A 25,283-nucleotide genomic window follows, 5' to 3' on the forward strand; every position below is an offset into this window, starting at 1 on the left:
GGAGTTATTCCTCGGGAAAAATCTTGGGCCCGTCAATTTCGGTCAGTTTATGGAAAGCTTCCGTAAGCTTGGCGGTAATCGGACCGGGTTTGCCATCGCCAATGGTCCTGGCGTCTACTTTCACAACGGGAATAATTTCTGCGGCAGTGCCTGTAAGGAATACCTCGTCTGCAATATAAATATCATGCCTGGTAAAGAGAGTTTCTTTCACTTCAATTCCCTCTTTCCCGGCCAATTCCATTACGGCGTTTCTTGTTACGCCTTCAAGCAATCCGGCGTAATTTGGAGGGCTAATCAGCACTCCGTTCTTGACCAGGAAAACATTGTCGCCTGTAGCTTCTGCCACATATCCTTCAGCATTCAGCATTATCGCTTCCAAAGTACCGGCCAGGTTGGCTTCAATTTTGGCCATGATATTGTTGAGGTAGTTCAGTGATTTGATACGTGGACTCAAAGCATCGCTAATATTCCGCCTCGTGGGAACTGTTATAACTTCCAGCCCCTTTTCATAAAGTTCACTGGGATAAAGCTGAATAGAGGAAGCGATGCAGAAAAGGGTCGGTTTGGAGCATTTACGGGGATCCAGCCCCAGGTCGCCCACACCTCTGGTAACAACGAGTCTTATGTAAGCATCCCGCAGATTATTCCTGCGCAGGGTCTCGAGGACAATTTCTTCCATTTCCTCAATCGTTACCGGTATCTCTAACATAATTGATTTTGCTGATTCGTAAAGGCGAACCAGGTGTTCCTGTAAGCGGAAAACCCGGCCGTGATAGGCCCTAATCCCCTCGAACACACCGTCACCATACAGCAGGCCATGGTCAAAAATGGAAACAACAGCCTCTTCTTTTGGTACATACTTACCGTCTAGATAGATAATCATGTCCATCCCCCCGTTTAAAATTGAAATTTGTATATTATGAAATTTATAGACCCTTTTAAACTACCCTATATATAAAGAAAAACCCCTCATCCGGGCATAGTTAGAAATCTGCCAGGGACGAGAGGTTAAACCTTCCGCGGTACCACCCTGCTTGCTGCGCGCATCAAAACACACAGCCACTTATGTATTCACCACGACATTGTAACGGATGTCAACCGGTCGAAACTACTGAGCTTTTCAGCCGTTCGTAAGACGATTCCGGGGTGATCCTGAAACATTGTTTCGGCGCCGGACTTGCACCTTACTCCGGCTCTCTGCAGCCTGAAATTCAATGTTTCTCCTCCCCTTCATTATCTTTGCCGCAAATAAATTTGAATCTAGTATACAAAATTCTCTTCCTGTATGTCAAGACAATTTTTATAAAATTTGCTCGGAATTTTCTTCTCCGTCTGATTGTTGGTTAAGCCCAAAGGCATTGTGCAGAACTTTGACGGCATCAGCCATGTCTTCTTCTTTTACCAGGCAGGAAATAGTGATGTCGGAGTCAGATGTCTGCAGTACGTTGATACCTGCTTTATCAAGGCTCTCCATAACCTTCGCCATAACGCCCGGTACGCCTTCCATACCTGCTCCGATAATGGATACTTTGGCGCAGCCGGCTCTAACCCTGGCATCAAATCCCGCCTCCTGCAATATATTCAGCGCTTTTGGGGCCTGTTCGGAACTGACCACAAAATGCAGAGAATCAGACCCAACGTTGATCAAATCCAGGCTTATCTTAGCTTCCGCCATTAACTTGAAGACCCTGACCTTGGCCATTTGAATGGCTTCTTCGCTCAAAACTACCCGGATCTGGGAGAGATCTGCGATATGAGCCAATCCTGTAATTACCCTTGCTGCCGCCCTATCAGTAATTAACGTCCCTTCCGCATCGCTAAATGTATTTTTGATCTTTATGGGCACATGCCCGGACATAGCTGCCTCCACAGCCCTGGGATGAATAACCTTGGCCCCCTGGTAAGCCATTTCGCAAATTTCTTTGTATGTAATATCTTTCAAGATATTGGCTTCCGGTTCTAAACGGGGATCAACGGTCATTACCCCATCAACGTCAGTATAAATTTCGACAAACTCAGCCTTAATAGCTGCCCCTAGGGCAGTTGCCGTCGTATCGCTGCCGCCCCGCCCAAGAGTGGTTACATCCCCATTGGAACTGCAACCCTGGAAACCGGCCACTACAACGATTTTGCCTTCCTCGACATATTTCTTAATCGGTGTGGGGTCTATGTTCACAATTTGCGCATTTCCATAATTGTCGTCAGTAAGTATTCCGGCCTGCGCCCCCGTCAGAGCCACAGCGGGATATCCTTTGGCTTTTAAGGAATGGGCTAAAACAACGGAAGAAATAATTTCCCCGCAGGAAATCAGCAGATCCAATTCCCGTGGTTCTATTTCCTTATCAATTGATTTCACTAAATCTATGAGGGTATCGGTGGCATAAGGCTGTCCCTTTCTACCCATAGCTGAAACAACCACCACCGGTGCAAAACCTTCATTTTTAGCCCGGATAATCTTTTCCATGGCTTTGTGCCTGGCTTCTGCCGTTGCCACAGAAGTACCGCCAAATTTCTGCACAATAATTTTCAATTCTTGCTCTCTCCCCTCAAAAACCAATGATATAGAATTTTCAAACATATCCTATTCTTTTTAGTATACAACCGGCTACGTTGAAATTCAAGAAGCGATATTTTTTACCCTTTCCAGCCAGGCGCGCCCGGATTTGATGGATTCCAAAACGGCCTCAGGGGCGGGACCGCCGGAAACTTTTCTGGCCGCCACACATTTCTCTATGTTTATGGCATCATAGATATCTTCCTCGATGAGTGGCGAGGCCTCTTTGTACTCTGCAACGGTCAGTTGGTCCAGAGATTTACCTTTTTCCAGACAACCCAGCACCAGCTTGCCTACAATTTCATGGGCTTTTCTGAAAGGCACCCCTTTTTTGGCCAGGTAATCAGCCACTTCCGTGGCATTGGTAAATCCGCCGCTGGCAGCCCTGGCCATGACTTCCCTGTTTACACGCATCGTCTCTACCATTGGCGTAAAGACCAGGAGACAGCCTTTTACCGTATCAATGGCATCAAATAATGCTTCCTTATCTTCCTGCATGTCCTTGTTATAAGCCAGGGGTAAAGACTTCATTACTGTCAGAAGCGCCATCAGGTCGCCATATACACGGCCCGTTTTACCCCGAATAAGTTCCGCCACATCGGGGTTCTTTTTCTGTGGCATGATACTACTGCCTGTGGAATAAGCGTCGTCCAGCTCAATAAACTGAAATTCCGCTGAAGCCCATAAAATTATTTCTTCACAGAACCGGCTCATATGCATCATCAGTATAGCAGCAGCAGCACAAAACTCTATGGCAAAGTCACGGTCACTGACCCCATCCAGGCTGTTTTCACTGATGGCCGAAAAGTCCAGTTCCGCAGCCACAGCCTGCCTGTCCAGATGAAAAGTTGTCCCGGCCAAAGCGCCGGACCCCAATGGCATAACGTCAGTTCTCTTAAAGCAGTCTTGCATGCGTTCTATATCCCGCTTGAACATCTGGAAATAAGCCATCAGGTGGTGCCCAAAGGTGATTGGCTGAGCCCGCTGCAGGTGGGTATAACCGGGCATAACAGTATACAGGTGCTTCTCTGCCATCTCCAGCAAGGTTTCCTGCAGATTGACCAGTAAAGCCTCGATCTCCCTGATTTCCTGCTTCAGATAAATACGAATATCAAGGGCTACCTGGTCATTTCTACTGCGTGCTGTGTGCAGCTTGCGCCCTACATCGCCAATCCGCTCCGTTAAAAGCTTTTCTATATTCATGTGGATATCCTCGGCGCCTATCTCAAACTCCACTTTGCCGCCTTCTATGTCGGCCAAAATGGATTGCAAACCTGCTATTATTTTATCTGCCTCTTCCGGTGATATAATGCCCTGCTTCCCCAGCATACGGGCATGAGCAATACTTCCTCTGATATCCTGCTTAGCTAATCTCCGGTCAAAGGCAATGGAAGAATGGAAATCCTCCACCAGCTTGTCCGTTTCCTTTTGAAACCTGCCACCCCATAATTTCAACTTATTTCAACCCCTTATTTGGTCAAAGTACCGCTGCCGCTGATAAAAAGCGCCAGTATGATAATCAACCATATCACTTCAATAATGAATAGCATCTTACCCACTTTTCTGGTCCGGTTCACCTGGGTCTCGTATTCCTTTTTAAACCATTTCCGAAACTCCGGGTCATTGTCGTGGAGAGGGAAGTTCATCCTTTTGACCCGCCTGTCCACAACATATTCGGCCTTAAAATAGTAAAACAGGCCGAGAGAAATTCCCATAACCGCCATTAATACCAGAAGTCCCCACAATAAATACAACATAAAGCATCAAACCTTTGTCCTGATACTTTGTAAAACAATTATTTTCTCAGTCCGGACTTCAGCTCCATCAAGGCCCGCACCTTTAAAGGCAAGCCAAAAAGGTTTATGAAGCCTTCAGCGTCTTTCTGATTATATACCTCATCGCGCCCAAAGGTGGACAACTCCTCATTGTACAAGGAATAAGGCGATTTACTGCCGGCCGGCGTACAACTACCCTTATACAGCTTCATCCGCACCGTACCGGTGACTGTTTTCTGGGTCACATCCACAAAGGCATCAAGAGCTTCGCGCAACGGATGGTACCAAATACCATAGTATACCAGTTCTGCATAGCGCTGCGCCAGCAGATCCTTGTAATGCAAGGTTTCCCTGTCCAGACACAAAAGCTCCAATTCACGGTGGGCCGCATACAGAACGGTTCCGCCCGGAGTTTCGTAAACACCCCTGGACTTCATGCCCACCAGCCGGTTTTCTACCATGTCCACTATACCCACGCCGTTTTTGCCGGCAACTTCGTTCAAATACTGAATCAGTTCAACTGGCCCGTAAGCCTTTCCATCAACCTTAACCGGAACACCTTTTTCAAACTCGATTTCTACGTAAGTCGGTTTATCGGGAGCCTTTTCCGGGGGGATAATCATTAACAACATTTCGTCCTTGGGCTCGTTCCATGGGTCTTCCAGGTCTTCTCCTTCGTGGCTTAAATGCCAGAGGTTCCGGTCCATACTGTAAGCATGGCCTTTTTTCACGGGAATGGGGATACCCCTGGCTTCCGCATATTCGATAGCATCCTCCCTGGACCTGATATCCCATTCACGCCAGGGCGCGATAATTTTCAAATCGGGCGCCAGTGCCTTTACCGTTAGTTCAAACCGCACCTGGTCATTGCCTTTGCCGGTGGCTCCGTGGGCCACGGCTTCAGCACCCTCCTGCCGGGCGATTTCCACCAGACGTTTGGCAATGAGCGGGCGGGCAAAACTTGTACCCAGCAGGTATTTACCTTCATATACAGCCCCCGCTTTCAAGGTAGGCCAGACGAAATCGGTGACAAATTCTTCTTTCAGGTCTTCTATGTAAATCTTGCTGGCCCCTGTTTTGATAGCTTTCTCATTTAACGGTGCCAGTTCCTCTCCCTGGCCTACATCGGCAGCCATGGCAATAACTTCGTAACCGTAATTTTCCTTTAACCAGGGAATGATAATTGAGGTATCCAAACCTCCGGAATACGCAAGCACAACTTTTTTGGCCATGATTAAAACTCCCTTCCCAGATATTTTCTGCACAGTGGCCAGTGACCACTTACTACCCTATTGTCAGCGCCAGCACGGCTTTCTGCGCATGCAGCCTGTTTTCGGCCTCGTCAAAAACAACAGAATTGGGGCCGTCGATTACTTCTGCCGCCACTTCCTCTCCCCTGTGGGCCGGCAGGCAGTGCATAAACAGGTAGTCGGGCCTGGCTCTTTTGACAAGGTCAGAATTGACCTGATAAGGTCTGAATATTTTCAGCCGCTCGGCGTGTTCCGCTTCCTGACCCATACTGGCCCAGACATCGGTATATATTACGTCGGCATCTTTAACGGCCTGGCAGGGGTCTTCCAGAATTTCCACCACAGCTCCACTGAGCCGGGCATCGGCCATGGCCTTCCGCACTATCTCAGCATCGGGCTCATATCCTTTGGGCGTGGCAACAGATATATGCATCCCCACCTTGGCACATCCGTTCAGCAGGGAATGACAGACATTGTTGCCGTCTCCCACATAGGCCAGCTTCAATCCTTCCAGACAACCTTTGTGCTCTATAATGGTCTGGAAATCGGCCAGGACCTGGCATGGGTGGTTTAAATCGGTTAACCCGTTAATGACGGGCACATCAGCGTACCTGGCCAGTTCCTCCACATCGGAATGGGCATAGGTGCGGATCATGATCCCGTCTACATAACGGGACAATACCCGGGCTGTATCGGCAATAGTCTCGCCGCGGCCCAACTGCAGTTCCTGGCCGCTCAGGAACAGGGGATAGCCCCCTAACTGGTGCATGGCTACTTCAAAGGATACCCTGGTCCTGGTGGAAGACTTGGTAAAAATCATGGCCAGCGTCTTCCCGGCCAAAAGGGGATGGGGTATCCCCTCTTTCTGCTTTTGCTTGAGTTCTGCAGCAAATTTCAATATATCCATTATTTCTTCCCCGGTTAACGCGTATAGGGCAAGTAGGTCCTTTCCCTTTAAAGTTGTATGCGGAATCATGGCATTCCCTCCTGTCACGTTACTAGTTTACCTTAATAAGGCAAACTATACAATATTTTTTAGGTTCTTTAGCCTCTATCTCTGACGTGGGCTGTAAAGTCGTCCATGGAAACAGGATAGGGTTCTTCTCCCCGGCGGAGAAACTCCAGAATTTTTAAGACCGCTGCCGCCGTATCCAGGGAAGTGAAACAGGGCACCCTGAATTCCGCTGCTGTACGCCTGATACTGAAGCCCAGCCTGCCGCGTACTTTACCTTTGGTAGGGGTATTGATCACAAACTGCACCCGCCCTTCGCGAATCAGGTGCAAGGGGTCCAACTGCCCCAGGACAGGTTGGGCGGGAATCCCTTCAGCCTGCAGAACTTTGGCTGTTTCCTCGGTGGCAAAGACAGCAAAACCCATGTCGGCGTATTGTCTTATGATAGGCACGGCCTCCTGCTTATCTTTATCGGCAATAGCCGCCAATATGGCGCCTGCAGTGCTGAATCTCAACCCGGCCGCCAGCATGGCTTTGTATAAGGCATGAGCAAAACTGCGGTCCACACCCATAACTTCACCGGTGGATTTCATCTCCGGGCCCAGAGATATGTCTACCTGCGTAAGCTTTTCAAAAGAGAATACGGGGGCCTTTACGGTAACATGGTTAGGCAGTTTCCACAGACCCGTTGGATAACCCTGTTCCCGCAGAGAGCGCCCTACCATGGCCCGGGCAGCCACGGAAACCATGGGCACGCCGGTAACCTTGCTCAGAACGGGCACGGTACGGGATGCCCGCGGGTTAACCTCTAAAACATATACCTCCTCTTCACCCACCACATACTGGATGTTGATCAACCCACAAATTTTTAAAGCTTTAGCTATCCGGGTAGTATAATCGATGACCTTTTGCTGTTCCTCCTGTGTCAATGTCTGTACCGGATAACAGGCGATACTGTCGCCGGAGTGCACACCGGCCCGTTCAATGTGTTCCATAATGCCGGGAATCAGGATATTTTCCCCGTCGCCGATAGCATCAACCTCTACTTCTTTTCCCCGTATATATTTGTCCACCAGCACCGGGTGCTTCGGTGATACCTGAACGGCAGTTTCCATATATTTCAGGAGTTCACCGGTATTATGCACTATCTCCATGGCCCGGCCGCCAAGTACGTAGGAAGGGCGAACCAAAACGGGGTAACCTAACTTTTCAGCGATTTCTTGGGCTTCTTTAACCGTGAAGGCCGTTTTCCCTTCCGATTGGGGAATCGCCAGGGTTCTCAGCAGGCGTTCGAACTTTTCCCTGTCTTCAGCTTCATCTATCTGGGCTACCGGAGTTCCCAGCACACGTACTCCTGCCCCGGAAAGGTCACCGGCCAGGTTGATGGCTGTCTGACCGCCAAATTGGACGATCACCCCGTAAGGCTTTTCTTTTTCAATAATATTCATAACGTCTTCAAAGGTCAGTGGTTCAAAATAGAGCTTATCGGCAGTATCGAAGTCAGTACTGACCGTCTCCGGGTTATTGTTAATGATTATCGATTCTATTCCCTCCTGCTTTAAACCCCAGACTGAATGAACCGAACAATAGTCGAACTCTATGCCCTGACCGATCCGGATGGGACCGGAACCCAGCACAATGACTTTTTTTCTTTCGCTGACGACCACTTCATCTTCATCATCGTAAGTTGAATAATAGTAGGGAGTAGCCGCTTCAAATTCGGCGGCGCAGGTGTCCACCATTTTGTAAACAGGGATTATGCCGGCTCTCTTGCGCATTTCCCTGACCTCTGGCTCAGGTAAACCCGTCAACTGAGCTATGTTGTAATCAGAAAAACCATTCACCTTGGCCTCCCGAAGCAGCTCGGTTGCGGGGTTGCCTCCTGAACTCTGTAGGGCCTGCTCAATATCCACCAGTTTTTTAATCTTCCATAAAAACCAATTGTCAATTTTGGAAAGCTGGGCCACTTCCCGGACGGTCATACACCTGCGAAAGGCTTCGGCAATAACAAAGAGCCGTTCGTCATCGCCGTTAGCCAGTTTGTCTTCGATTTCCATATCTGTCCAACGGGCGGAATTCTTTAATCTCAATCCATAGACACCTATTTCCAGCGAGCGGATAGCCTTCATTAACGCAGCTTCAAAACTGCGGTCAATAGACATAACTTCGCCTGTTGCCTTCATCTGGGTGCCCAGCCGGCGGTCGGCGGTAGCAAACTTGTCAAAGGGCCAGCGGGGAATCTTCACTACCACGTAATCCAGCGTCGGTTCAAAACAGGCTGTCGTCTTCCCCGTTACAGGGTTGGTTATTTCGTTCAAATGCAGCCCTATGGCTATCTTGGCTGCCATCTTGGCTATGGGGTATCCGGTGGCTTTGGAAGCTAAAGCACTGGACCGGCTTACCCTGGGGTTTACTTCGATAACAACGTATTCGAAACTGTTAGGGTTCAGGGCAAATTGAACATTACAGCCCCCTTCTATTTTCAGGGCCCGAATAATTTTCAGCGCCGCCGCCCGCAGCATCTGGTATTCTTTGTCACTCAAGGTCTGGGACGGTGCCACAACTATGCTGTCCCCCGTATGTATGCCTACCGGATCCAGGTTTTCCATGTTGCAGATGGTAATACAGTTATCGGCGCTGTCCCGCATTACCTCGTATTCAATTTCCTTCCAGCCGGCCACGCTGCGTTCCAACAGCACCTGATTTATAAGGGATGCGTTCAGACCCTTGGTTACAATTTCTGTCAGTTCTGCTTCGTTTCCGACTATTCCTCCTCCGGTCCCTCCCAAAGTATAGGCCGGTCGGACAATAACGGGATAACCCACTCTTTTCACAAATTCAAAGGCTTCATCCAGCCTGGAGATGATGACGCTCTCCGGGATAGGTTCGTTTATTTCCAGCATCAGCTCTTTGAACATTTCCCGGTCTTCTGCTCTTTTAATGGTCTCCAGGGAAGTGCCCAACAAAGCCACGCCCTCTTCCCGCAGCACTCCTTTCTCGGCCAGTTCCACAGCAATATTCAACCCCGTCTGACCGCCCAGGGTAGGCAGCAAACCGTCAGGCTTTTCCAGCCGGATTATCTTGGCTACTGATTCCCATGTCAGAGGTTCTATGTAAACTTTGTCGGCTATGTGCCCGTCGGTCATAATAGTGGCCGGGTTGCTGTTGACCAGGACTACTTCCAAACCTTCTTCCTTTAGGGCTTTGCAAGCCTGGGTACCGGCATAATCAAACTCCGCCGCCTGGCCGATAATAATCGGCCCCGAGCCTATTACCAATACTTTTTTTATGTCAGTACGCTTCGGCATAAAATTACTTCTCCCCTTGTCAAGATTATAGCTCAACTTCATTAAAGGAAAGGCCGGACATAACCTCATCAATAATGTTAACGGCGTCGTCAATATTTTGTTTCGTTATAATCAAAGGCGGTATAAACCGTAACACATTGGAACCAACACAATTGATAATTAACCCTTTCTGCAAACATCCATCTACAATCGATTTCCCGTCAACGGTTATTCCCAGACCCAAAATCAGGCCTTTTCCCCTGACATCGGTGATAAAGGAATATTTGTCTTTTAAACGGTGGAGCTTTTGCTCAAAATAGGCTCCTTTTTCAGCTACCTCGACAAGAAAGTCTTTATCGGCCAAAATGCTCACAGCCGCACAGCCGGCTGCCGCCGCCAGCGGGTTGCCGCCAAAGGTGGAGGCATGGTCGCCCGGTTGGAAACATTCAGCTACCTTGTCCGTGGCCAGCAAAGCCCCCATGGGGAAACCGCCGGCAATGGCCTTGGCTAAAGTCATAATATTGGGCTCTACATTGTAATGTTCGTAAGCAAACAATTTACCTGTCCGCCCCAGTCCGCACTGAACTTCATCGAAAATTAAAAGCAGGTTTTTCTCCAGGCAGAGCTGTTTCACCTGTTGCATATAATCGTAATCGGCCACATTTACCCCGCCTTCACCCTGTACAGGTTCCATCATAACAGCGCAGGTGTTGGGGGAAATTGCTTTTTCCAAAGCCGCAAAGTCGTTGAAAGGCACATACTTAAAACCAGGCGGCAGGGGGTCCAGGTCTTTCTGGTACTTGGGCTGGGCCGTGGCGGTAATGGCCGCCAGAGTGCGGCCATGGAAGGATTTTTCCATGGTAATAATTTCGTATTTATCGGGGCCCAGGTACTTTTTCGCATACTTACGGGCCAATTTGATGGCTCCTTCATTGGCTTCCGCCCCGCTGTTGCAGAAAAATACCTTGTCTAAGGCCGAATTTTCCACCAGTAACCTGGCCAGTTTCACCTGGGGCTCAATCCAATACAGGTTGGATACATGCATAAGGGTCTCGGCCTGTTCCCGGATAGCCTCAACCACTTTGGGATGGCAGTGGCCCAGGGAATTAACGGCCAGACCGGCTACAAAATCCAGATATTTATTACCTTCGGCATCCCAGACAAAAGCCCCCTCGCCCTTGACCAGGGCCATAGGCAGCCGCCCGTATGTATTCATCACGTATTTCTGGCCTAATTCAATTATCTCTTGCGTTTTCATGGCTTATCTTAACGGGCCGATCACGAAAAGGAACGGCCCGCTAATAGCCCCCTTTCTATAAGACATTTTTTAGATGCATACTCAATCATATTTTTTAACATGCTTTATATAACTTGTTAGTGTTGGAATAACAATTCTGATGTTGGGCAAATTATTTACTAGGACAATTAATGAACAGTAAAGGTGAAAAACTCAATGAAGGACAGATTGACAGCCGGCGCTCTGGCCGGGTTCATCGGCGCCACGATACAGGTAATATTCGATATAACTATGAAAATGCTAAAAATTACAGACCGCACATTTATCGATTTCGCCAAAGTGTTTGTGATGTTTAAGCCCTTCAAAGGGGTGACTGCCGACATCGTGGGCACAATCGGCCATCTGGGCGCAGGAGCCCTGTTTGGTGTAATGCTTGCTTATATAATCATGCTTACTTCTCACAGGTTTTACCTGTTCAAGGGAACAGGCTTCGGTTTTGTTATCTGGATTACCGTTAACGGTATAGGAACAGCCATAAACTTACCCCTGTTCAAAGAGATCCCCCCGCTATCTGCCTTGGCCACACTGGCAGGCGCACTAATATGGGGTCTTGTCACCGCATATATTTTAAAACTCATGGACACCAAAATCAGACTGGTTTAAACGCGGCATCTCTTACCTTACCACCATTGTCCCGATTCCGCGGTCTGTAAAGATTTCCAGCAGGATGGAATGGGGTATCCTCCCGTCCAGGATATGGGTGGTCGTAACTCCGCCCTCAACTGCCCGGACACAGCACTCTACTTTGGGGATCATACCCCCACTAATAACCCCGCTGGTTATCTTCTCATTTACCTGATTCAGCTTTAATTCTGAAATAAGGGTATCTTTATTGTTATAATCCTCAAATATTCCTTCCACATCGGTCAGCAAAATCAATTTATCTGCCTTCAGGGCTATGGCAATTTCCCCGGCCACATAATCGGCATTGATGTTATAACTCTCGCCCTCCGCACCGACTCCAACAGGCGCCACAACAGGAATATATCCCTCGTTGATGACAGTTTGGATTATCTCCGGGTTAATTTTCTCCACATCCCCGACAAAACCTATATCCTGCAGCAATTCTTTGCCTTCATTATCAATAGATTTGCCCATCTTTCTGACTGCCTGGATTAGGTTGGCATCCTTGCCTGACAATCCTACCGCTTTGCCCCCATGCCTGTTAATCAAGGCAACAATTTCCTTATTTATCTTCCCAACCAGAACCATTTCCACTATTTCCATGGTGGCCGGATCCGTAACCCGGCAGCCGCCCACAAACTGTGAAGGGATATTAAGCCTTTTCAGCATATCAGTAATTTCCGGCCCACCGCCATGAACTATTACAGGGTTTATCCCGATAAGCTTCATCAAAATGACATCTTTGATAACGGCCTGTTTTAGCTCGTCATTTATCATTGCATGGCCGCCGTATTTTATCACCACAGTCTTACCGTAAAATTTCCTGATATAAGGCAAGGCCTCAATCAAAACATTGGCTTTTTCCACCGCATTGTTCATAGTCGCCGCTCCTTCCGGGCCTCAAAGGTTTTGCCTGCCCGTTATTTTTTCTATATCTATTCTGATCATACAGAGTTTCGCCAGTTTATCACCCGGCACAGCCCCCACCGGACCTTCCCGGTATTTGTCTATCAACCTGCCAAGGGACTCGGCTGTCTCTTCTTCCGAAACCACTTTCGATGCCCAGCCGAAAACCGTCACACTCTCGAATTCGAAGGTATATTGGCAGGGGCTTTCCCCTGTCTTTTTTCGTCCCGGCACGGAAACTGTAAAACATACCCTGGGGTTGGCCGTGATGTAATCCCATTTGGTGCCTTTATGGCCTGTATGTATATAGATTCTCCCCTTATCGTAAAGGAAGTTAAAGGGTATGAAGTAGGGCTCCCCTTCCCGGCACATACCGAGATACCCAAACTCCGCCTGCCGCAGGATCTCTTCACATCGTTCAGGAGCTAGATCCTTTTTGGGCACTAATATCACCTCATTTCTTTTCCTGCCGGAAAATGCCGCTGGCCCCAGCAGCAGTGATTTAAAATATCCCCAATATCTCCTTCCCGGCCATAATGGCTGACCAATGCAGTTGATAAGCCAGGGATATTTCCGTATGGGCAGCAAAACCGCATAAGGTGCAGGGATATTCATCTCCGGTCCGGTTTTTCAGGTAACAGCCCTGGTTAAAGGTTCCGTCCGGTTCCACGTTGGCTATCATCCAGGGTTCACACTTCCAATTGTTGTCTTTTAAAGCCTGTAAAGCTAAAACCGAATCTGTCAGGGGGTAACCTTCTTTCTTCATTTTTATCAATTGGTCCAGCACTGCCGACCTCTGCTCCCAGCTCAATGCCAGGTCTTCACTCTCTGGGTATGGATAGAAGAACTGTATGGTAATGCCTTTGACAAGCGGGGCCAGGACCCTTACCAACTCCGGCAATTCACCGGCGTTAATACGGTTAATGGTAATGTTCGCAAAAATTTTAGCATGGCATGAAGATTTGATGTTGTCTATAATCCTATCAAAAGATTTACCCCGCAACGCGTCATGGGTTTTCCGCAGTCCGTCGATGCTTACCCAGATGATATCTGTATCCACATCAAGGGGTAGGGTACCGTTGGTGGTTACGCCAACACAGAAGAAATATCGTTTGGCTTCCCGTACCAAATCATGGATAGTTTTAGAACCGTCTTTCCATAACAAGGGTTCTCCGCCTTCAAAAATTAAAAGGCGGATACCCTTTTTATATAAAAAGGGGAACAATTCCCCGGCCTTCTGCCAGCTCAAATCAGGCGCCGGCCGCTGCCAGTAAGGACACTGGCGGCATGTCAGCGTACACCTGTGGGTCAGTTTCATGCCCGACAGTATAGGCCTCTTGTCATTGAAAAATTTTGCCCTGATATAATACCGGGCCAGGTACAAAACCCGGGAAAGATTCATAAAGGCCCCCCTTCGATAGCCGGTTACCAGACTAACCTATGTTTTAAACCACGGAGAACGCAGAGGACACTGAGATTAATTTTTAAAAGCAAAGCTTTCAGCAGCCATCTGTGACCAGCCGACTGCTATGTCCGGTAGCTGGCATTGATCTTCACATAATCGTAGGAAAAGTCGCAGGTCCAGGCTTTGGCTGAAGCAGTACCTACATGCATATCAACTTTAATCAGGACTTCTTCCTGCATCAAAACTTCTTTAGCCTTTTCTTCGCTGAAGCCAAGGGCACAACCCTGTTCAGCCGTTTTTACGTCACCAATGTAAATATCAATTTTATCAGGTTCGAAATTAGCGCCGGAATAACCCACAGCACAAATAATCCGGCCCCAGTTCGCATCCTCGCCGTAAATCGCCGTTTTCACCAGGTTTGAGTTGGCAACAGCTTTGGCAGCTTTTTTCGCATCCTCTTCGGTATAAGCGTTAACAACCTGTATCTCTATCAGCTTGGTGGCCCCTTCCCCGTCTCTGGCAATCGATTTGGCCAGGTGTTCGCAAACATAATAGAGGGCTTGCTTAAAAACAGCATAATCTTCATTTTCCGTATCAATCAGTTTATTTCCCGCCATTCCGTTGGCCAGGGCCACTACCATATCGTTGGTACTGGTATCGCCGTCTACAGTAATCATATTAAAAGTTTGATTGACCACTTGTCTTAAAGCCTTATCCAACATGGCCGGACAAATTTGCGCGTCGCTGGTAATAAACCCTAACATGGTGGCCATGTTCGGGTGAATCATGCCTGAACCTTTGGCCATTGCGCCGATAACCACTTCAGCTTCACCCAGTTTAAAAGATACGGCTATTTCTTTTTCGACGGTATCGGTGGTCATGATTGCTTTGGCCGCCTTGTAACCACCGTCCCTGGATAATTCCGCCACGGCTTTTTCTATACCTGCCGTTATTTTATCCATGGGCAGTTGCACACCGATAACCCCGGTGGAAGTCACAATTACGTCTTCCGGCTGCAATTTCAGACACTCCGCCGCTGTTTTAACCATCTGCTGCGCATTCTGCAGGCCCTGTTCACCGGTACAGGCGTTGGCGTTGCCGCTGTTCACAACTACAGCCTGGGCTCTGCCGTCGGCAATATTTTGCATGGAAACCAACAATGGTGCAGCCTTGACCCGGTTGGTAGTGAAAACTCCTGCCGCAGATGCAGGGGTTTCAGAATATATAACGGCTAAATCTTTTTTATCCTTTTTGATATGGGCTGTTACGCCACTGGCCAAAAAGCCTTTTGGCGCCGTAATTCCGCCGTCAATTCGTTTTATCATTTTAATCACTCCGTCCTGGTTAATGTCCAATGGCTAGTAGCCAGGTCAGCAAAAAATAAAGATTTGACTTTTAATTTACGGCCACAAAGCCGGGTAATCCAAGCCCGTTTTTTCGGGCAAACCAAATAAAATATTCATGTTCTGGATCGCCTGTCCCGATGCTCCTTTAACCAGGTTATCTATAACAGAAACAACAATTACCCGGTTTGTTCTGGGGTCGTATTGCAGGCCAATATCGCAAAAATTGGACCCATACACGTATTTTGTCTGTGGATACCTTCCTTCCGGGTGAATCCGCACGAAAAACTCATCTTTATAAAAATCCCGGTAAATATTGAGCAATTCTTCGGTATCGGTGTCGATATTATGTAAACTAGCGTAAATGGTACTTAAAATTCCGCGTGTCATGGGAATCAAATGCGGGGTGAAAGAAACTCGGACATCAGTGCGGGCCAATTTGCTCAATTCCTGTTCAATCTCCGGGGTATGCCTGTGTACGCCAATGTTGTAAGCTTTTAAATTTTCATTACATTCGGCATAATGAAAAGCCAGATTAAGTCCCCGACCGCCGCCGGAGACCCCTGATTTAGCATCAATGATCAGGGTTTCCACTTTAACCTGACCGTGTTTCAGCAAGGGGGCCAATCCCAGTATGATACTGGTTGGGTAGCACCCCGGATTACCGATTACCTGCGAGTTTTTTATTTCGTCCCGGTGAATCTCCGGCAGGCCGTAAACCGCTTTTTTGGCCAGTTCCGGCGTTTTATGCTCTATCTTGTACCATTCTTCGTAAACCCTTACATCATCAAAACGGTAATCAGCTCCCAGGTCAATAACTTTTTTCCCCTTTGCCGCGGCCGCCCCAACCACTTCCATGGAAACGCCGTGCGGTAAGGCAGTAAAAATCACATCACACTTGGCTAAAAGCTTATCCAAATCCTGTTCTTCACAGGCCAGGTCAATAAATCTTTCCGTATTGGGAAATATATCTGCATATCGCTGGTCCACGTAACTCTGGGAAGTTACACCGGCAATCCTGACCTGCGGGTGCCTGGATAAAAACCGCACCAGTTCGGTACCTGTGTAACCGGTGGCACCAACGATTCCTACATTAATCATAGACTATCCCTCCAAAATATGCAGTTTCGGCCCTCCGCTCAGCCCCAACCTATTGTTTCACCATTACAATGCTGATAGAGCTGCGAAAGTTGAACAAAGTTTTAATGCGGAGTTTAATAATTTATAATTATACATTATTTTTGCATAAACATGCAATAGGGTGCGCTAAAAAATTTAATTTAGCTGCCTTTGGGTCTGGCCAGGCGCGCCCAGCCGGTAAAAATGGCCTGCAGGCGACCGGGGTCCCCCGTTAGGACCAGATAAACATGTATCGGTAGTGTGGCCAGGAACCACAACGCCACCAGGTAATGATAAAACCTGATGGTTTGCAGGTGCCCGAAAAAGGGATGGTTATTTACCCACACCGGGTAGTACAGCAAAAGGCCGGTACAAAACTGAAACAAAAAAGCTATCAGCCAGGAAGTGAAAATCAGTTTTTGCCCGGCATTGTACTTTTTATGTAGAGGTTCTTTTTGGGCAAGAAAAAGATAGTACTTGATAAGTTTAATGAATTCTTTAAAATCAGCCGGCTTAAACATAATGTTTTTGTAGTCTCCTGTCACCAGGGCGTAATAAAGCCGCAAAGCAACTATGCCGGCCGTAATAAAACCGGCTCCGAGCTGAATTATTTGCGCCGTTCTCAAAGTTACGTACGGTGCGGTTATGAAAGGGGAATGAATATATAAACCCGACAGCAACAGCGCTACCAGACCAAAAGCCAAAAGCCAGTGCAGAATTCTTATTCCCCTTGGTTGTATAAGAACCTTTTGACCAGGCATGCAAAAACCTCCTCAGATAACGAATTGCTTGATTTCACCCTGCGGATTAACCATATGCACCGCACAGGCCAGGCATGGATCAAAGGCCCTGGCTATTCTGCCCACCTCAATGGGTTGGTGAATATCTTCCACCGGCGTACCGATTAAGGCCTGTTCGATAGGCCCGTAAGTACCTGTTCCGTCTCGGGGGGAACAGTTCCAGGCTGACGGGGTAATGATCTGGTAATGGCTGATTCGTCTGTTTTCTACCCGTACCCAGTGCCCCAGAGCGCCGCGCATGGCTCCCGTTAATCCCACCCCGATGTGTTCACCCCCCGGTATCTCATAAGGTTGATATACGGGCAGGTCAGGGTTAAGTTCTTTCACCCACTGTTTCATAAGCTCTGCAGCCATTTTTAATTCCAGATACCTGGCCATTAAACGGTCCATGGTGGAGATTCCGTGCCTGTACTCACCCGTCATCCACATATGGGCCAGAGGACCCACCTCAACAGGTTCATCTTCATACCTGGGCGCTTTACACCACGAATAAGCCGCGTTTTTATCCGCCTCAGGAACAGTGCTGCCCCTGTCGGGGTGGGTTGGCTCTTTATCCAGATACCATGAAAATGTTACATATTCTTTAATTTTTGTAAGATCAACAGGTTCTATTTTCCCCCGCCGCACAATACCGAAGGGGACTACCCACTTATCTCTCATTTTGGGAATCTGAAAATTTCCAAAGGCCATTAAATTCTTAACCCCAACTCCCAGTTTATAATAATCGCTATAGTTTTCAGCTATGGTTTCCATATCAGGGATCAGTTTGTTTGAAATGAACTCGCTGACCTCGTGGAGCATAGAGGAAAACTTGTAAATCATATCCATAGTTGGTCTGACGGTGTGCCCCCCTGGAACAATGCCATGCTGGTGGGGAACTTTCCCACTGACCAGAGTAACCATTTCATGACATTTTCTGGCATATTCAAAGTGCTCCATATAATGTTTGAAAATGCGCTCATTATCTTTCTTTGACAAACGAAAGTCCCGCCGGTACCTGGGAACAAAGGGTGGAAAATCAGGTCCTTCGACCCAGTCGGCAATTCCCAGTAAATAAAAATGCCGGATATGATTCTGCAGCAAATCTGCCCCAAATGTCAGATTGCGCATCAGGATACCGTTTGGGGGCACTTCAATGCCCAGGGCATCTTCCAGGGCCAAAGAAGCAGCCAGGGCATGAACGGAAGAACAAATACCACATATCCGCTGTGTAAGGTAAGCGGCATCCCTGGGATCACGGCCAATTAAGATAAGTTCGAGACCCCTGAAATATATTCCGCTGCTCTTGGCATCAACAATCTTACCGTTGTCTACGGTTATTTCTATGTTCCAGAATCCGTTAATACGCGTGATGGGACTGATTTTTTTGGTAACTGCCACTATCTACCCTTCCTTTTAGGTAAATATTTTATCAGAGCACCATACCATTTCTGTTTGGGCAGTGCGTTATTGACCTGCAACTGTTTCCAATGCCTTTTCAGGCCGATTTGTTTGGCCCTGCCTGCGGGCTTAAACTTAATAACTCTTTTGTTACCCGTTGACCCGGGTACAATGCCACTTAAACCTGTAGGTTTTGCCTCCGTACCCCCGATTAAACGTTGGCCGATGCGCCCCGATACGGTACTGGCTACCAGGTGCGCACTAATACCGGCGGTGACTGCGCCGGCTACCCCCAACCCTATAGCATCAGTGGATGCCCTGATACCCAGTGGCACCGCATCGGGCAGGTGCTCAAAAAAGGGGCTCATGGCATCAGGAAACCCCGGTTCAACACAGCCTATACACGGGGAATTGGCCCCGACCGGCCAATTTACATGCTCACTGTTCCATTGCCGGGTTGGGCAATCGGCAAAGGTAACGGGACCTTTGCAGCCTATTTTGTAGGTACAAGCCTCTTCGCTAGGTCTGGAAGCAAAATTACCGTTATCAAAATGCTGCCGCCGGGGACACCAGTCATGTATCCGCTTCCCGTAAAACATGGTCGGACGCCGGTATCCGTCCAGATCCGGCATTCCATAGAGTATTAGATGAATCAAAGTACCAACGCACCAGTCAGGATTAACCGGACACCCCGGCACGTTCACTACCGGCTCCTCTATTACGTCCATAACCGGTTTTGATCCGCTGGGGTTGGGTTTGGCAGCGTAAGGACCACCAAAACTGGCGCAAGTACCCAGGCTCATAATGTATTTAGCATTACCTGCGGCAAGTTTGATGGCCTCCAGGCTGGTCAAGGGCCGGCCGTCGGGGTAATATCCGATGAGACTGTAATAACCGTTCGCCTTGGTCGGAACAGTACCTTCCGCGATAAGAATGTAACGCCCCCGTTCCTGTTCAATAGTTTGGAAAAGATACTCTATGGCCTGGTCGCCTTCGCCGAACATGATACTGTTACTGAACCTGAGTTCAATAATATCAAACAGCAGTTCCCGCATACCGGGGTGAAGGGTATTGAGAGCAGAAAAAACATTGCCTGAACAGGTCATCATCTCCAACCAGATGACCGGCACTTTGGCTTTTCCCGCAAATGCCGCCGCCAGTTCTGGCACCACAAAATCCGCTGCATAAATACCGGCGGTCAATCCGCCCATCAATTTGATAAACTCCCGCCGTGACAGCATATTATCTGCCTCCCCGGTGATAACACTATCAGATAGTATGGCCGGAGTTAAAATCAATTATGCCGGTCCCAAGGAAGGCGCAGGTGGAATGGGAAAGCCGCTGCACCAGTAGAACAACCGTTGCTCCGGGGCTACGCCTTCCTTCGATCTCGGAAGGGGTAGGTGGGGTTCTCCGCTACCAAGGAGCTTTGTGCTGCAAAACCTGGCCAGGCAGGCAGCGTTCCCGAACTCGATGGCTCATGTTGCATTTCTCAAAAGCCAGGCCGCCTCCCGTCCGGCTACTCAACTTTACTTGAGTGCCGGACTTCCCGGCGGCCTTCGCCATCTTCAAACATGCGGAAACCCCTTGCCTGCCTGGCTGCGGTTTTGCGGGCGCAGTTGCTCCTTAACGCGCCCGTAACCTTGAAGCAATAGTTGTTTTGCCTCCATAGCGGTTAGCGGACTTCCTGGTAAGGGTTTGCAGCACCAAGCTCCCAGGTAGCGGAGATACCCTTCTGCCCTGCCGCTGCTGTCAAGACCTTTAACCTCTCCTTTTTTGCGGACTTGCCTTCAATTTCTTTTCCATGTGGGCCTTTTTGACCGCCCGGATAAAGAGGTTATACATTTCAATCCGATTATTAATTTCCTTCAATACTTTAGCTTTGTTCAACTTTACTCCGCCTCCCCATAAGTCTATCGACTATAGGTTAGCCAAAATTATCCAGCCTTAAACTGCAATTTCGGTTAATTCTTTTATGACTGCCGTAGTTCTTCGGACTGCCGGTATGGTTCGGAATCGGCGGATAAATCAGGCAATTTATCCCGAGACCGGTGGGCTCCTTTTATGTTGATAATGGCGGTCCCCGTAAATATTAAAATCATGCCGATAATCATGAACCCGTTCAATTCTTCTTCCATGATCAAAACACCCAATAAGGTTGCTATGGCCGGAGTAATCAGCGAGGTATAGCTTAAGGCAGTAACTTCCATACGTAAGATTAAATGGTTGTATAAATAAAAAGCCACTGCCGACCCGAATAAACTCAGGTACATAAAAGCCGCCAACCCCCGCCAGGTGAAGTGCACCGCTGCACCATATTCAACGGGGAGGGCTACTAGGAGTAAAACTGCGGCGGCAGTAAGCATCTGTACTGTGACGGCAGCCAGGGGTTCTACTGAGGAACGTTTTTTCACGTGTACACCGGCCAGGGCATATACCGCGGCGGCAACCACAATGGCTATTTCCCCCATTATTTTTCCGGAACCCAACTCCGACAGGCTTTCGTAAAACAGCAACAGAACTCCCGCAAACCCGATGATTGAACCAAACACCTTGCGCAGCGTAATCCTTTCACCAATAAACATGGCGGCGAAGATGATACTGAAAAAGGGCAGGGATGCATTGAGAACTGCCGTCAGGCCCGAGGGTATGTATTGTTCGCCCCAGTAAATAAGCCCGTAAGAAATGCCGTTTAGAAGGCCAAAGACGAAGGAGGGAGACAGTTTCCTCCATTCGCCTGGAAATGAGACTTTGGCAAACTTCATGGCCGCCAAAAGTACAAAACCCGCCAGCAAAAAACGTAAACCGGCGGAAAAAAATGGCGGAAAAGAACCCAAATTTATTTTTATGGCCATCCAGGTAGAACCCCAAATCAAACACAAGGCAGCAAAAAATACAGCGTTCATATAGCAAGACCCCTTTGTTTGTATAATTATCTGGTGCTAAAATTAATAAAATTATTATAGCACTAAATTTTATAGAAAGGTAAGGAAAACTTATTTCTTTTGCTTTTTATGATAAATATAATGGTAACAGCATCTATTGAACAATGGCAATTGCTTGACCGCATTTGGCACACTTGCCACCGGTCAGATTGGTTACTTCGGTGTAATAACCGGACCGTTGAATCAGCAGCTCTCCGCATTTGGGGCAGTAGGTATTACGGGCTTTTTCGTCCTGTACGTTGCCCAGGTAGACATAGTTCAGTTTCCGCATGGCTACCTCCCAAGCCCGCTCCATCGTCTCCAGCGGCGTAGGCGGCAGGTCCATTTTATAATTGGGGAAATACCGGGACAGGTGCAGCGGAATATCGGGGTTCAGGCCAGCCAGCCAGTCGGCCAGTTCCCCTATTTCTTCCTCGCTGTCGTTTAACCCCGTCACTAAGAGGGTAGTTATTTCCACATGGCATTTGGCAAAAACCTTTTCCACCGTCGCTTTGATGGGATGCAGTTCACCGGCACAGGTAGTATTGTAATACTCATCCCGAAAAGCTTTGACGTCAATATTCATGGCATCAATATAAGGCAGCAGGACCTCCATGGGCTCCGGGTTAATAAAACCGTTGGTCACCAGGACATTTTTCAGGCCCTTTGCGTGGGCCAGTCTGGCTGTATCCAGAACAAATTCATACCACATCAAAGGCTCAGAATAGGTATAGGCTATCCCGATGTTTCCGTTGGTTTTTTCCCTGGCGGCTGCTTCCACTAACAGCTCCGGCGAAACCTCCACCGTCTCGGGGTCCCCGTGGGCAATGGTCCAGTTTTGGCAGAAGCCGCAGCGCAAGTTACACCCCACCGTGCCCACAGAAAAAATATTGTGCCCCGGATAAAAATGATACAAAGGCTTTTTTTCAATGGGGTCCATACCATAGGATGAACACCGTCCGTAATTTAAGGTAAAAAGCTGCCCTTCCCGGTTTGCCCTGACCCGGCAGAAGCCCCTCCGACCCTCCGCAATTACACACAACTGAGGACACAACCTGCACTGTACTTTATTATTTTCTGCTTTTTCCCAATACAAAGCAGGGTGCATTTTGCCAACCACCTTTGTTAGTAATACCTCACCACTTCAAACCGTTCCAACTCCACCGGTTCATCGGGCCCGATACCCGCCTTCTGCCGGGCTATGGCCACCTGCTCTTCCACTGTATCTATCCCCTCAAGGTTGGGCAACAAAAGGCCAGTTCTATGCCCTTTGCGGACAATTACCCCGTAACGATAGGGGTCCAACTGGGACATATCGTCTACAGGTTCCGGTTCCTTTAACACATCTACCGAGTAGACCAGCTCATCGAGCTCTTCTTCCCGGACAGGGGCAAACCTGGGGTCCCTGGTGCCGGCACTGATGGCATTGTTAATAATCTCCTGCGCCAAGTTCTCCGTAGTCGGCAGAATTGTGCCTATGCAGCCCCGCAACTGCCCGTGTTTTTTAATGGAGACAAAAACACCGGCCCTCTTTAGCATATCCTCAGGCAGCGGATCCGGAACCCCGGGAATCTTCCCTTCCCTTACATAGTGCTCCAAGGTTTCCCGGGCTAATCTAACATAGGCGCTCTCGTTAGCCCGGCGGTCATTGATCATTTTTTCCCGTTCAGCAACCATTTGCGGCAGCATTTTTCTCTTTTCCGACGCCTCTCCCGGCACTAAGACAGCTACCATATACCCCACCCCAAAGGGTCCCTCATATGACAGTACTTCTGAATGAATTTCATAGCCGTCCAGACTTCCCAGCATCATGATAATGGACCGCCAACCGCACTCGCCGCCTTTTTCAGCCAGATTGGGGTCTAAACTGACTAAACCCGGCACATCGAAATCCTTGATAGCTTGTACAATTTTTTCATCCAGTATTTTCCCCTCCGGTGCATAGCCCGCCGGCGCGTCAGGTGTTAACCTGTGGGATAAATCACCGCTGGCTATCACGGCAACCTTCCGGTCAGATTTCACGGCAGCCTTCTGCAGCGCTATTCCGAATTTATACAGTTCAACGGGTGGCAACATGGACATGGAGACCATGACCATCGGCAGGCGGATACCTGCCCTGTCCACAAAATACATAGGAACAACTACTCCATGGTCAAGTTCCACACTGACACGGTAATTCCCGGCCAGCTCCCGGTCCATAATTATGGCTGTTATACCACCGGCCTCAGCTTCAGAAACAACAAGTCCCGCAAATTCCAGGTCATTTACATATTCCAGGAATACCTCCGGCGCCCCGAATCGGCTTAAACTCCCTTTCAGCACAGAAGCGCCGTTAATGGCCACACCATCGGAAAAAACCGCCCCATGGGGCGAAATGATCACTACAAGGTCGGGCCCGGTATCTGCCAATGTTTTGGCAAATTGCCCCATGGCCGCCAGGGTAGAACTGACCTTTTCTTCTTCACCTCTGCCTACTTCAGGAACCATAATAGGCGGATGCGGAACTATGCCGCCGAATACAATTTTACCCATCCTCAGCCCTCCTCCGGTTGCCGGAACTTATTTACACATTCATTTCTACGTATGACTATTTTTTCCTGCCCATGTTATCTGCCTCAGCAAAGTATTTGGCTATACCTGAAAAAATAGCCACTGCCATTTTGTCCTGGTAATCGGCTTGCCTTAAAAGCTGCTCTTCCCGCGGGTTGGATAAAAAACCTAATTCTACGGTAACGGCCGGCATGGCGGTCTGCCGCGTCGTGTAAAAGTTTTCGGCTAAAGGCTGCCGGTCAGTGTTTTTTAATGATTTGATAATTTCGGCCTGGACGCATTCCGCCAACAGCTTCGCTTTTGCCGACCCGTGCTGATAAAAGGTCTGGGCCCCCGTCCACCGTGCCGACGGAAAACTGTTTAAATGAAGGCTGACATATATATCAGCCTTATTTTTATTAGCTATGGCCACCCGATTAGCGAGGTCTCTTCGTTTCTTCTCATAAGCCGAACCCGCGGCCTTGCCGCTTAAATCGCTATCGCTTTCTCTGGTCAGTATTACAATGGCCCCCGCGTCGCTTAAGAGCCTTTTTAATTTGTGAGCAACCTCCAAAACCACATCTTTTTCCAGAGTACCTGCTTTACCTACCGCTCCCGGATCCATTCCGCCATGGCCAGGATCAATCACAATCACCCGGTTGGCCACTTTCCAGGAAACAGCAGATGCAACCGTATTTTCGTAAGCGGCCACCCGACAGACAATACTGACCGTGATGATGGCTATGGCCAGTATGGCCAGGAGCAGGTCTCTCTTTTGAATTTTCGCCGACCAGAAATAAACCCTTTTCATAGGCGCCCTCCCATATGCTTATCCCTTTTAACAATATGCAGAACGGGAGGGAATTATGTAAGGAAAAGAATTTATTCGTCACTGTATTCCACCGGCCGTGTAACGGAAAACAACCGTTGCTCGAAGCTGTGGGCGGAAACAGTTTACCACAAAGAGTTAATTACTTGAAAAATTCTGTTACCTCAGTAATACCTGTGGTTTTAAAAACTCACCACAGAGGACTCAGAGAGCACAGAGGAAGCTGGTCGAGAAAATTTATTAAGAGCTGATTGAAACTTCATTACTGGATAACTCATAAACCTTACTTTGATAATTAATTCTCTGTAC

The 25,283-nt window shown here is 48.4% G+C and carries 23 protein-coding genes and 1 other annotated feature; of the genes, 1 reads left to right on the forward strand and 22 read right to left on the reverse strand.

Translation table 11 applies throughout. The features are described 5' to 3' along the window. Positions 1 to 4: 4 nt before the first annotated feature. From ilvE to ACSNJE_RS12690, 8 genes are all read right to left on the reverse strand, one after another. Entirely contained in the window at positions 5 to 883 is an 879-nt protein-coding gene (ilvE, locus tag ACSNJE_RS12655) for a branched-chain-amino-acid transaminase (RefSeq protein ID WP_427916561.1), read from the reverse strand. A 110-nt stretch (positions 884 to 993) separates the two neighbouring features. After that, positions 994 to 1,243 (reverse strand) — a binding site (T-box leader). Positions 1,244 to 1,300: 57 nt separating this feature from the next. Beyond that, the gene (gene dapG, locus ACSNJE_RS12660) at positions 1,301 to 2,530 is read right to left on the reverse strand and encodes an aspartate kinase (protein ID WP_052218102.1); all 1,230 of its coding nucleotides are present in this window, start codon (positions 2,528 to 2,530) and stop codon (positions 1,301 to 1,303) included. Positions 2,531 to 2,617: 87 nt separating this feature from the next. Continuing rightward, entirely contained in the window at positions 2,618 to 4,009 is a 1,392-nt protein-coding gene (gene argH / locus ACSNJE_RS12665) for an argininosuccinate lyase (protein WP_495252795.1), read from the reverse strand. A gap of 14 nt (positions 4,010 to 4,023) precedes the next feature. After that, entirely contained in the window at positions 4,024 to 4,311 is a 288-nt protein-coding gene (locus tag ACSNJE_RS12670; RefSeq protein ID WP_474774358.1) for a hypothetical protein, read from the reverse strand. A 38-nt stretch (positions 4,312 to 4,349) separates the two neighbouring features. After that, a complete protein-coding gene (locus ACSNJE_RS12675) occupies positions 4,350 to 5,561 on the reverse strand; it encodes an argininosuccinate synthase (RefSeq protein WP_495252796.1) in 1,212 nt (403 codons plus the stop codon). Between the two features lie 52 nt (positions 5,562 to 5,613). Beyond that, complete coding sequence (gene argF / locus ACSNJE_RS12680) at positions 5,614 to 6,555, reverse strand: ornithine carbamoyltransferase (RefSeq protein ID WP_495252797.1); 942 nt, start codon at positions 6,553 to 6,555, stop codon at positions 5,614 to 5,616. Positions 6,556 to 6,623: 68 nt separating this feature from the next. Next, the gene (gene carB / locus ACSNJE_RS12685; RefSeq protein WP_495252798.1) at positions 6,624 to 9,839 is read right to left on the reverse strand and encodes a carbamoyl-phosphate synthase (glutamine-hydrolyzing) large subunit; all 3,216 of its coding nucleotides are present in this window, start codon (positions 9,837 to 9,839) and stop codon (positions 6,624 to 6,626) included. A 25-nt stretch (positions 9,840 to 9,864) separates the two neighbouring features. Further along, the gene (locus tag ACSNJE_RS12690) at positions 9,865 to 11,076 is read right to left on the reverse strand and encodes an acetylornithine transaminase (protein ID WP_495252799.1); all 1,212 of its coding nucleotides are present in this window, start codon (positions 11,074 to 11,076) and stop codon (positions 9,865 to 9,867) included. A gap of 195 nt (positions 11,077 to 11,271) precedes the next feature. On the opposite strand from ACSNJE_RS12690, the gene ACSNJE_RS12695 reads away from it, so the two are divergent. Next, positions 11,272 to 11,718, forward strand: coding sequence for a hypothetical protein (locus ACSNJE_RS12695; protein ID WP_052218109.1), 447 nt, complete (start codon positions 11,272 to 11,274; stop codon positions 11,716 to 11,718). 12 nt (positions 11,719 to 11,730) lie between these two features. Here the strand turns inward: ACSNJE_RS12695 and argB are convergent, their stop codons facing one another. The 14 genes from argB to cwlD all read right to left on the reverse strand — a co-directional run bounded on the left by argB (position 11,731) and on the right by cwlD (position 24,956). Continuing rightward, positions 11,731 to 12,618: an acetylglutamate kinase gene (argB, locus tag ACSNJE_RS12700; protein ID WP_474774353.1), complete on the reverse strand. Its 888-nt coding sequence runs from the start codon at positions 12,616 to 12,618 to the stop codon at positions 11,731 to 11,733. 21 nt (positions 12,619 to 12,639) lie between these two features. Next, positions 12,640 to 13,089 (reverse strand): pyridoxamine 5'-phosphate oxidase family protein, encoded by a 450-nt coding sequence (locus ACSNJE_RS12705; protein ID WP_495252800.1) that lies wholly within the window; start codon positions 13,087 to 13,089, stop codon positions 12,640 to 12,642. 58 nt (positions 13,090 to 13,147) lie between these two features. After that, positions 13,148 to 14,047 (reverse strand): radical SAM protein, encoded by a 900-nt coding sequence (locus ACSNJE_RS12710; protein WP_013119257.1) that lies wholly within the window; start codon positions 14,045 to 14,047, stop codon positions 13,148 to 13,150. A gap of 125 nt (positions 14,048 to 14,172) precedes the next feature. Continuing rightward, the gene (gene argJ / locus ACSNJE_RS12715) at positions 14,173 to 15,375 is read right to left on the reverse strand and encodes a bifunctional glutamate N-acetyltransferase/amino-acid acetyltransferase ArgJ (RefSeq protein WP_052218113.1); all 1,203 of its coding nucleotides are present in this window, start codon (positions 15,373 to 15,375) and stop codon (positions 14,173 to 14,175) included. Between the two features lie 75 nt (positions 15,376 to 15,450). After that, complete coding sequence (gene argC, locus ACSNJE_RS12720; RefSeq protein ID WP_052218114.1) at positions 15,451 to 16,494, reverse strand: N-acetyl-gamma-glutamyl-phosphate reductase; 1,044 nt, start codon at positions 16,492 to 16,494, stop codon at positions 15,451 to 15,453. Between the two features lie 179 nt (positions 16,495 to 16,673). Beyond that, positions 16,674 to 17,273, reverse strand: a complete 600-nt coding sequence (locus tag ACSNJE_RS12725) for a cytochrome b/b6 domain-containing protein (protein ID WP_495252802.1) — start codon at positions 17,271 to 17,273, stop codon at positions 16,674 to 16,676. Between the two features lie 12 nt (positions 17,274 to 17,285). After that, entirely contained in the window at positions 17,286 to 18,692 is a 1,407-nt protein-coding gene (locus ACSNJE_RS12730; protein ID WP_474774352.1) for a nickel-dependent hydrogenase large subunit, read from the reverse strand. Next, positions 18,692 to 19,933 carry a hydrogenase small subunit gene (locus tag ACSNJE_RS12735; RefSeq protein WP_495252803.1) on the reverse strand — a complete coding sequence of 414 codons (1,242 nt, stop codon included), beginning with the start codon at positions 19,931 to 19,933 and terminating at the stop codon, positions 18,692 to 18,694. Before ACSNJE_RS12735 ends, ACSNJE_RS12730 begins: the two co-directional genes overlap by 1 nt. A gap of 175 nt (positions 19,934 to 20,108) precedes the next feature. Next, positions 20,109 to 20,264, reverse strand: a complete 156-nt coding sequence (locus ACSNJE_RS12740; protein WP_157723896.1) for a hypothetical protein — start codon at positions 20,262 to 20,264, stop codon at positions 20,109 to 20,111. 189 nt (positions 20,265 to 20,453) lie between these two features. Further along, positions 20,454 to 20,582, reverse strand: coding sequence for a hypothetical protein (locus ACSNJE_RS12745; protein WP_282432066.1), 129 nt, complete (start codon positions 20,580 to 20,582; stop codon positions 20,454 to 20,456). Between the two features lie 83 nt (positions 20,583 to 20,665). Next, the gene (locus tag ACSNJE_RS12750; protein WP_052218119.1) at positions 20,666 to 21,598 is read right to left on the reverse strand and encodes a DMT family transporter; all 933 of its coding nucleotides are present in this window, start codon (positions 21,596 to 21,598) and stop codon (positions 20,666 to 20,668) included. Positions 21,599 to 21,731: 133 nt separating this feature from the next. Then, the gene (gene amrS, locus ACSNJE_RS12755; RefSeq protein WP_495252804.1) at positions 21,732 to 22,724 is read right to left on the reverse strand and encodes an AmmeMemoRadiSam system radical SAM enzyme; all 993 of its coding nucleotides are present in this window, start codon (positions 22,722 to 22,724) and stop codon (positions 21,732 to 21,734) included. 17 nt (positions 22,725 to 22,741) lie between these two features. Next, positions 22,742 to 24,148: an AmmeMemoRadiSam system protein A gene (gene amrA / locus ACSNJE_RS12760; protein ID WP_495252805.1), complete on the reverse strand. Its 1,407-nt coding sequence runs from the start codon at positions 24,146 to 24,148 to the stop codon at positions 22,742 to 22,744. Positions 24,149 to 24,203: 55 nt separating this feature from the next. After that, a complete protein-coding gene (cwlD, locus tag ACSNJE_RS12765; protein WP_052218124.1) occupies positions 24,204 to 24,956 on the reverse strand; it encodes an N-acetylmuramoyl-L-alanine amidase CwlD in 753 nt (250 codons plus the stop codon). Positions 24,957 to 25,283: the final 327 nt, after the last annotated feature.

The sequence above is a fragment of the Thermincola sp. GK-1 genome, assembly GCF_059412445.1.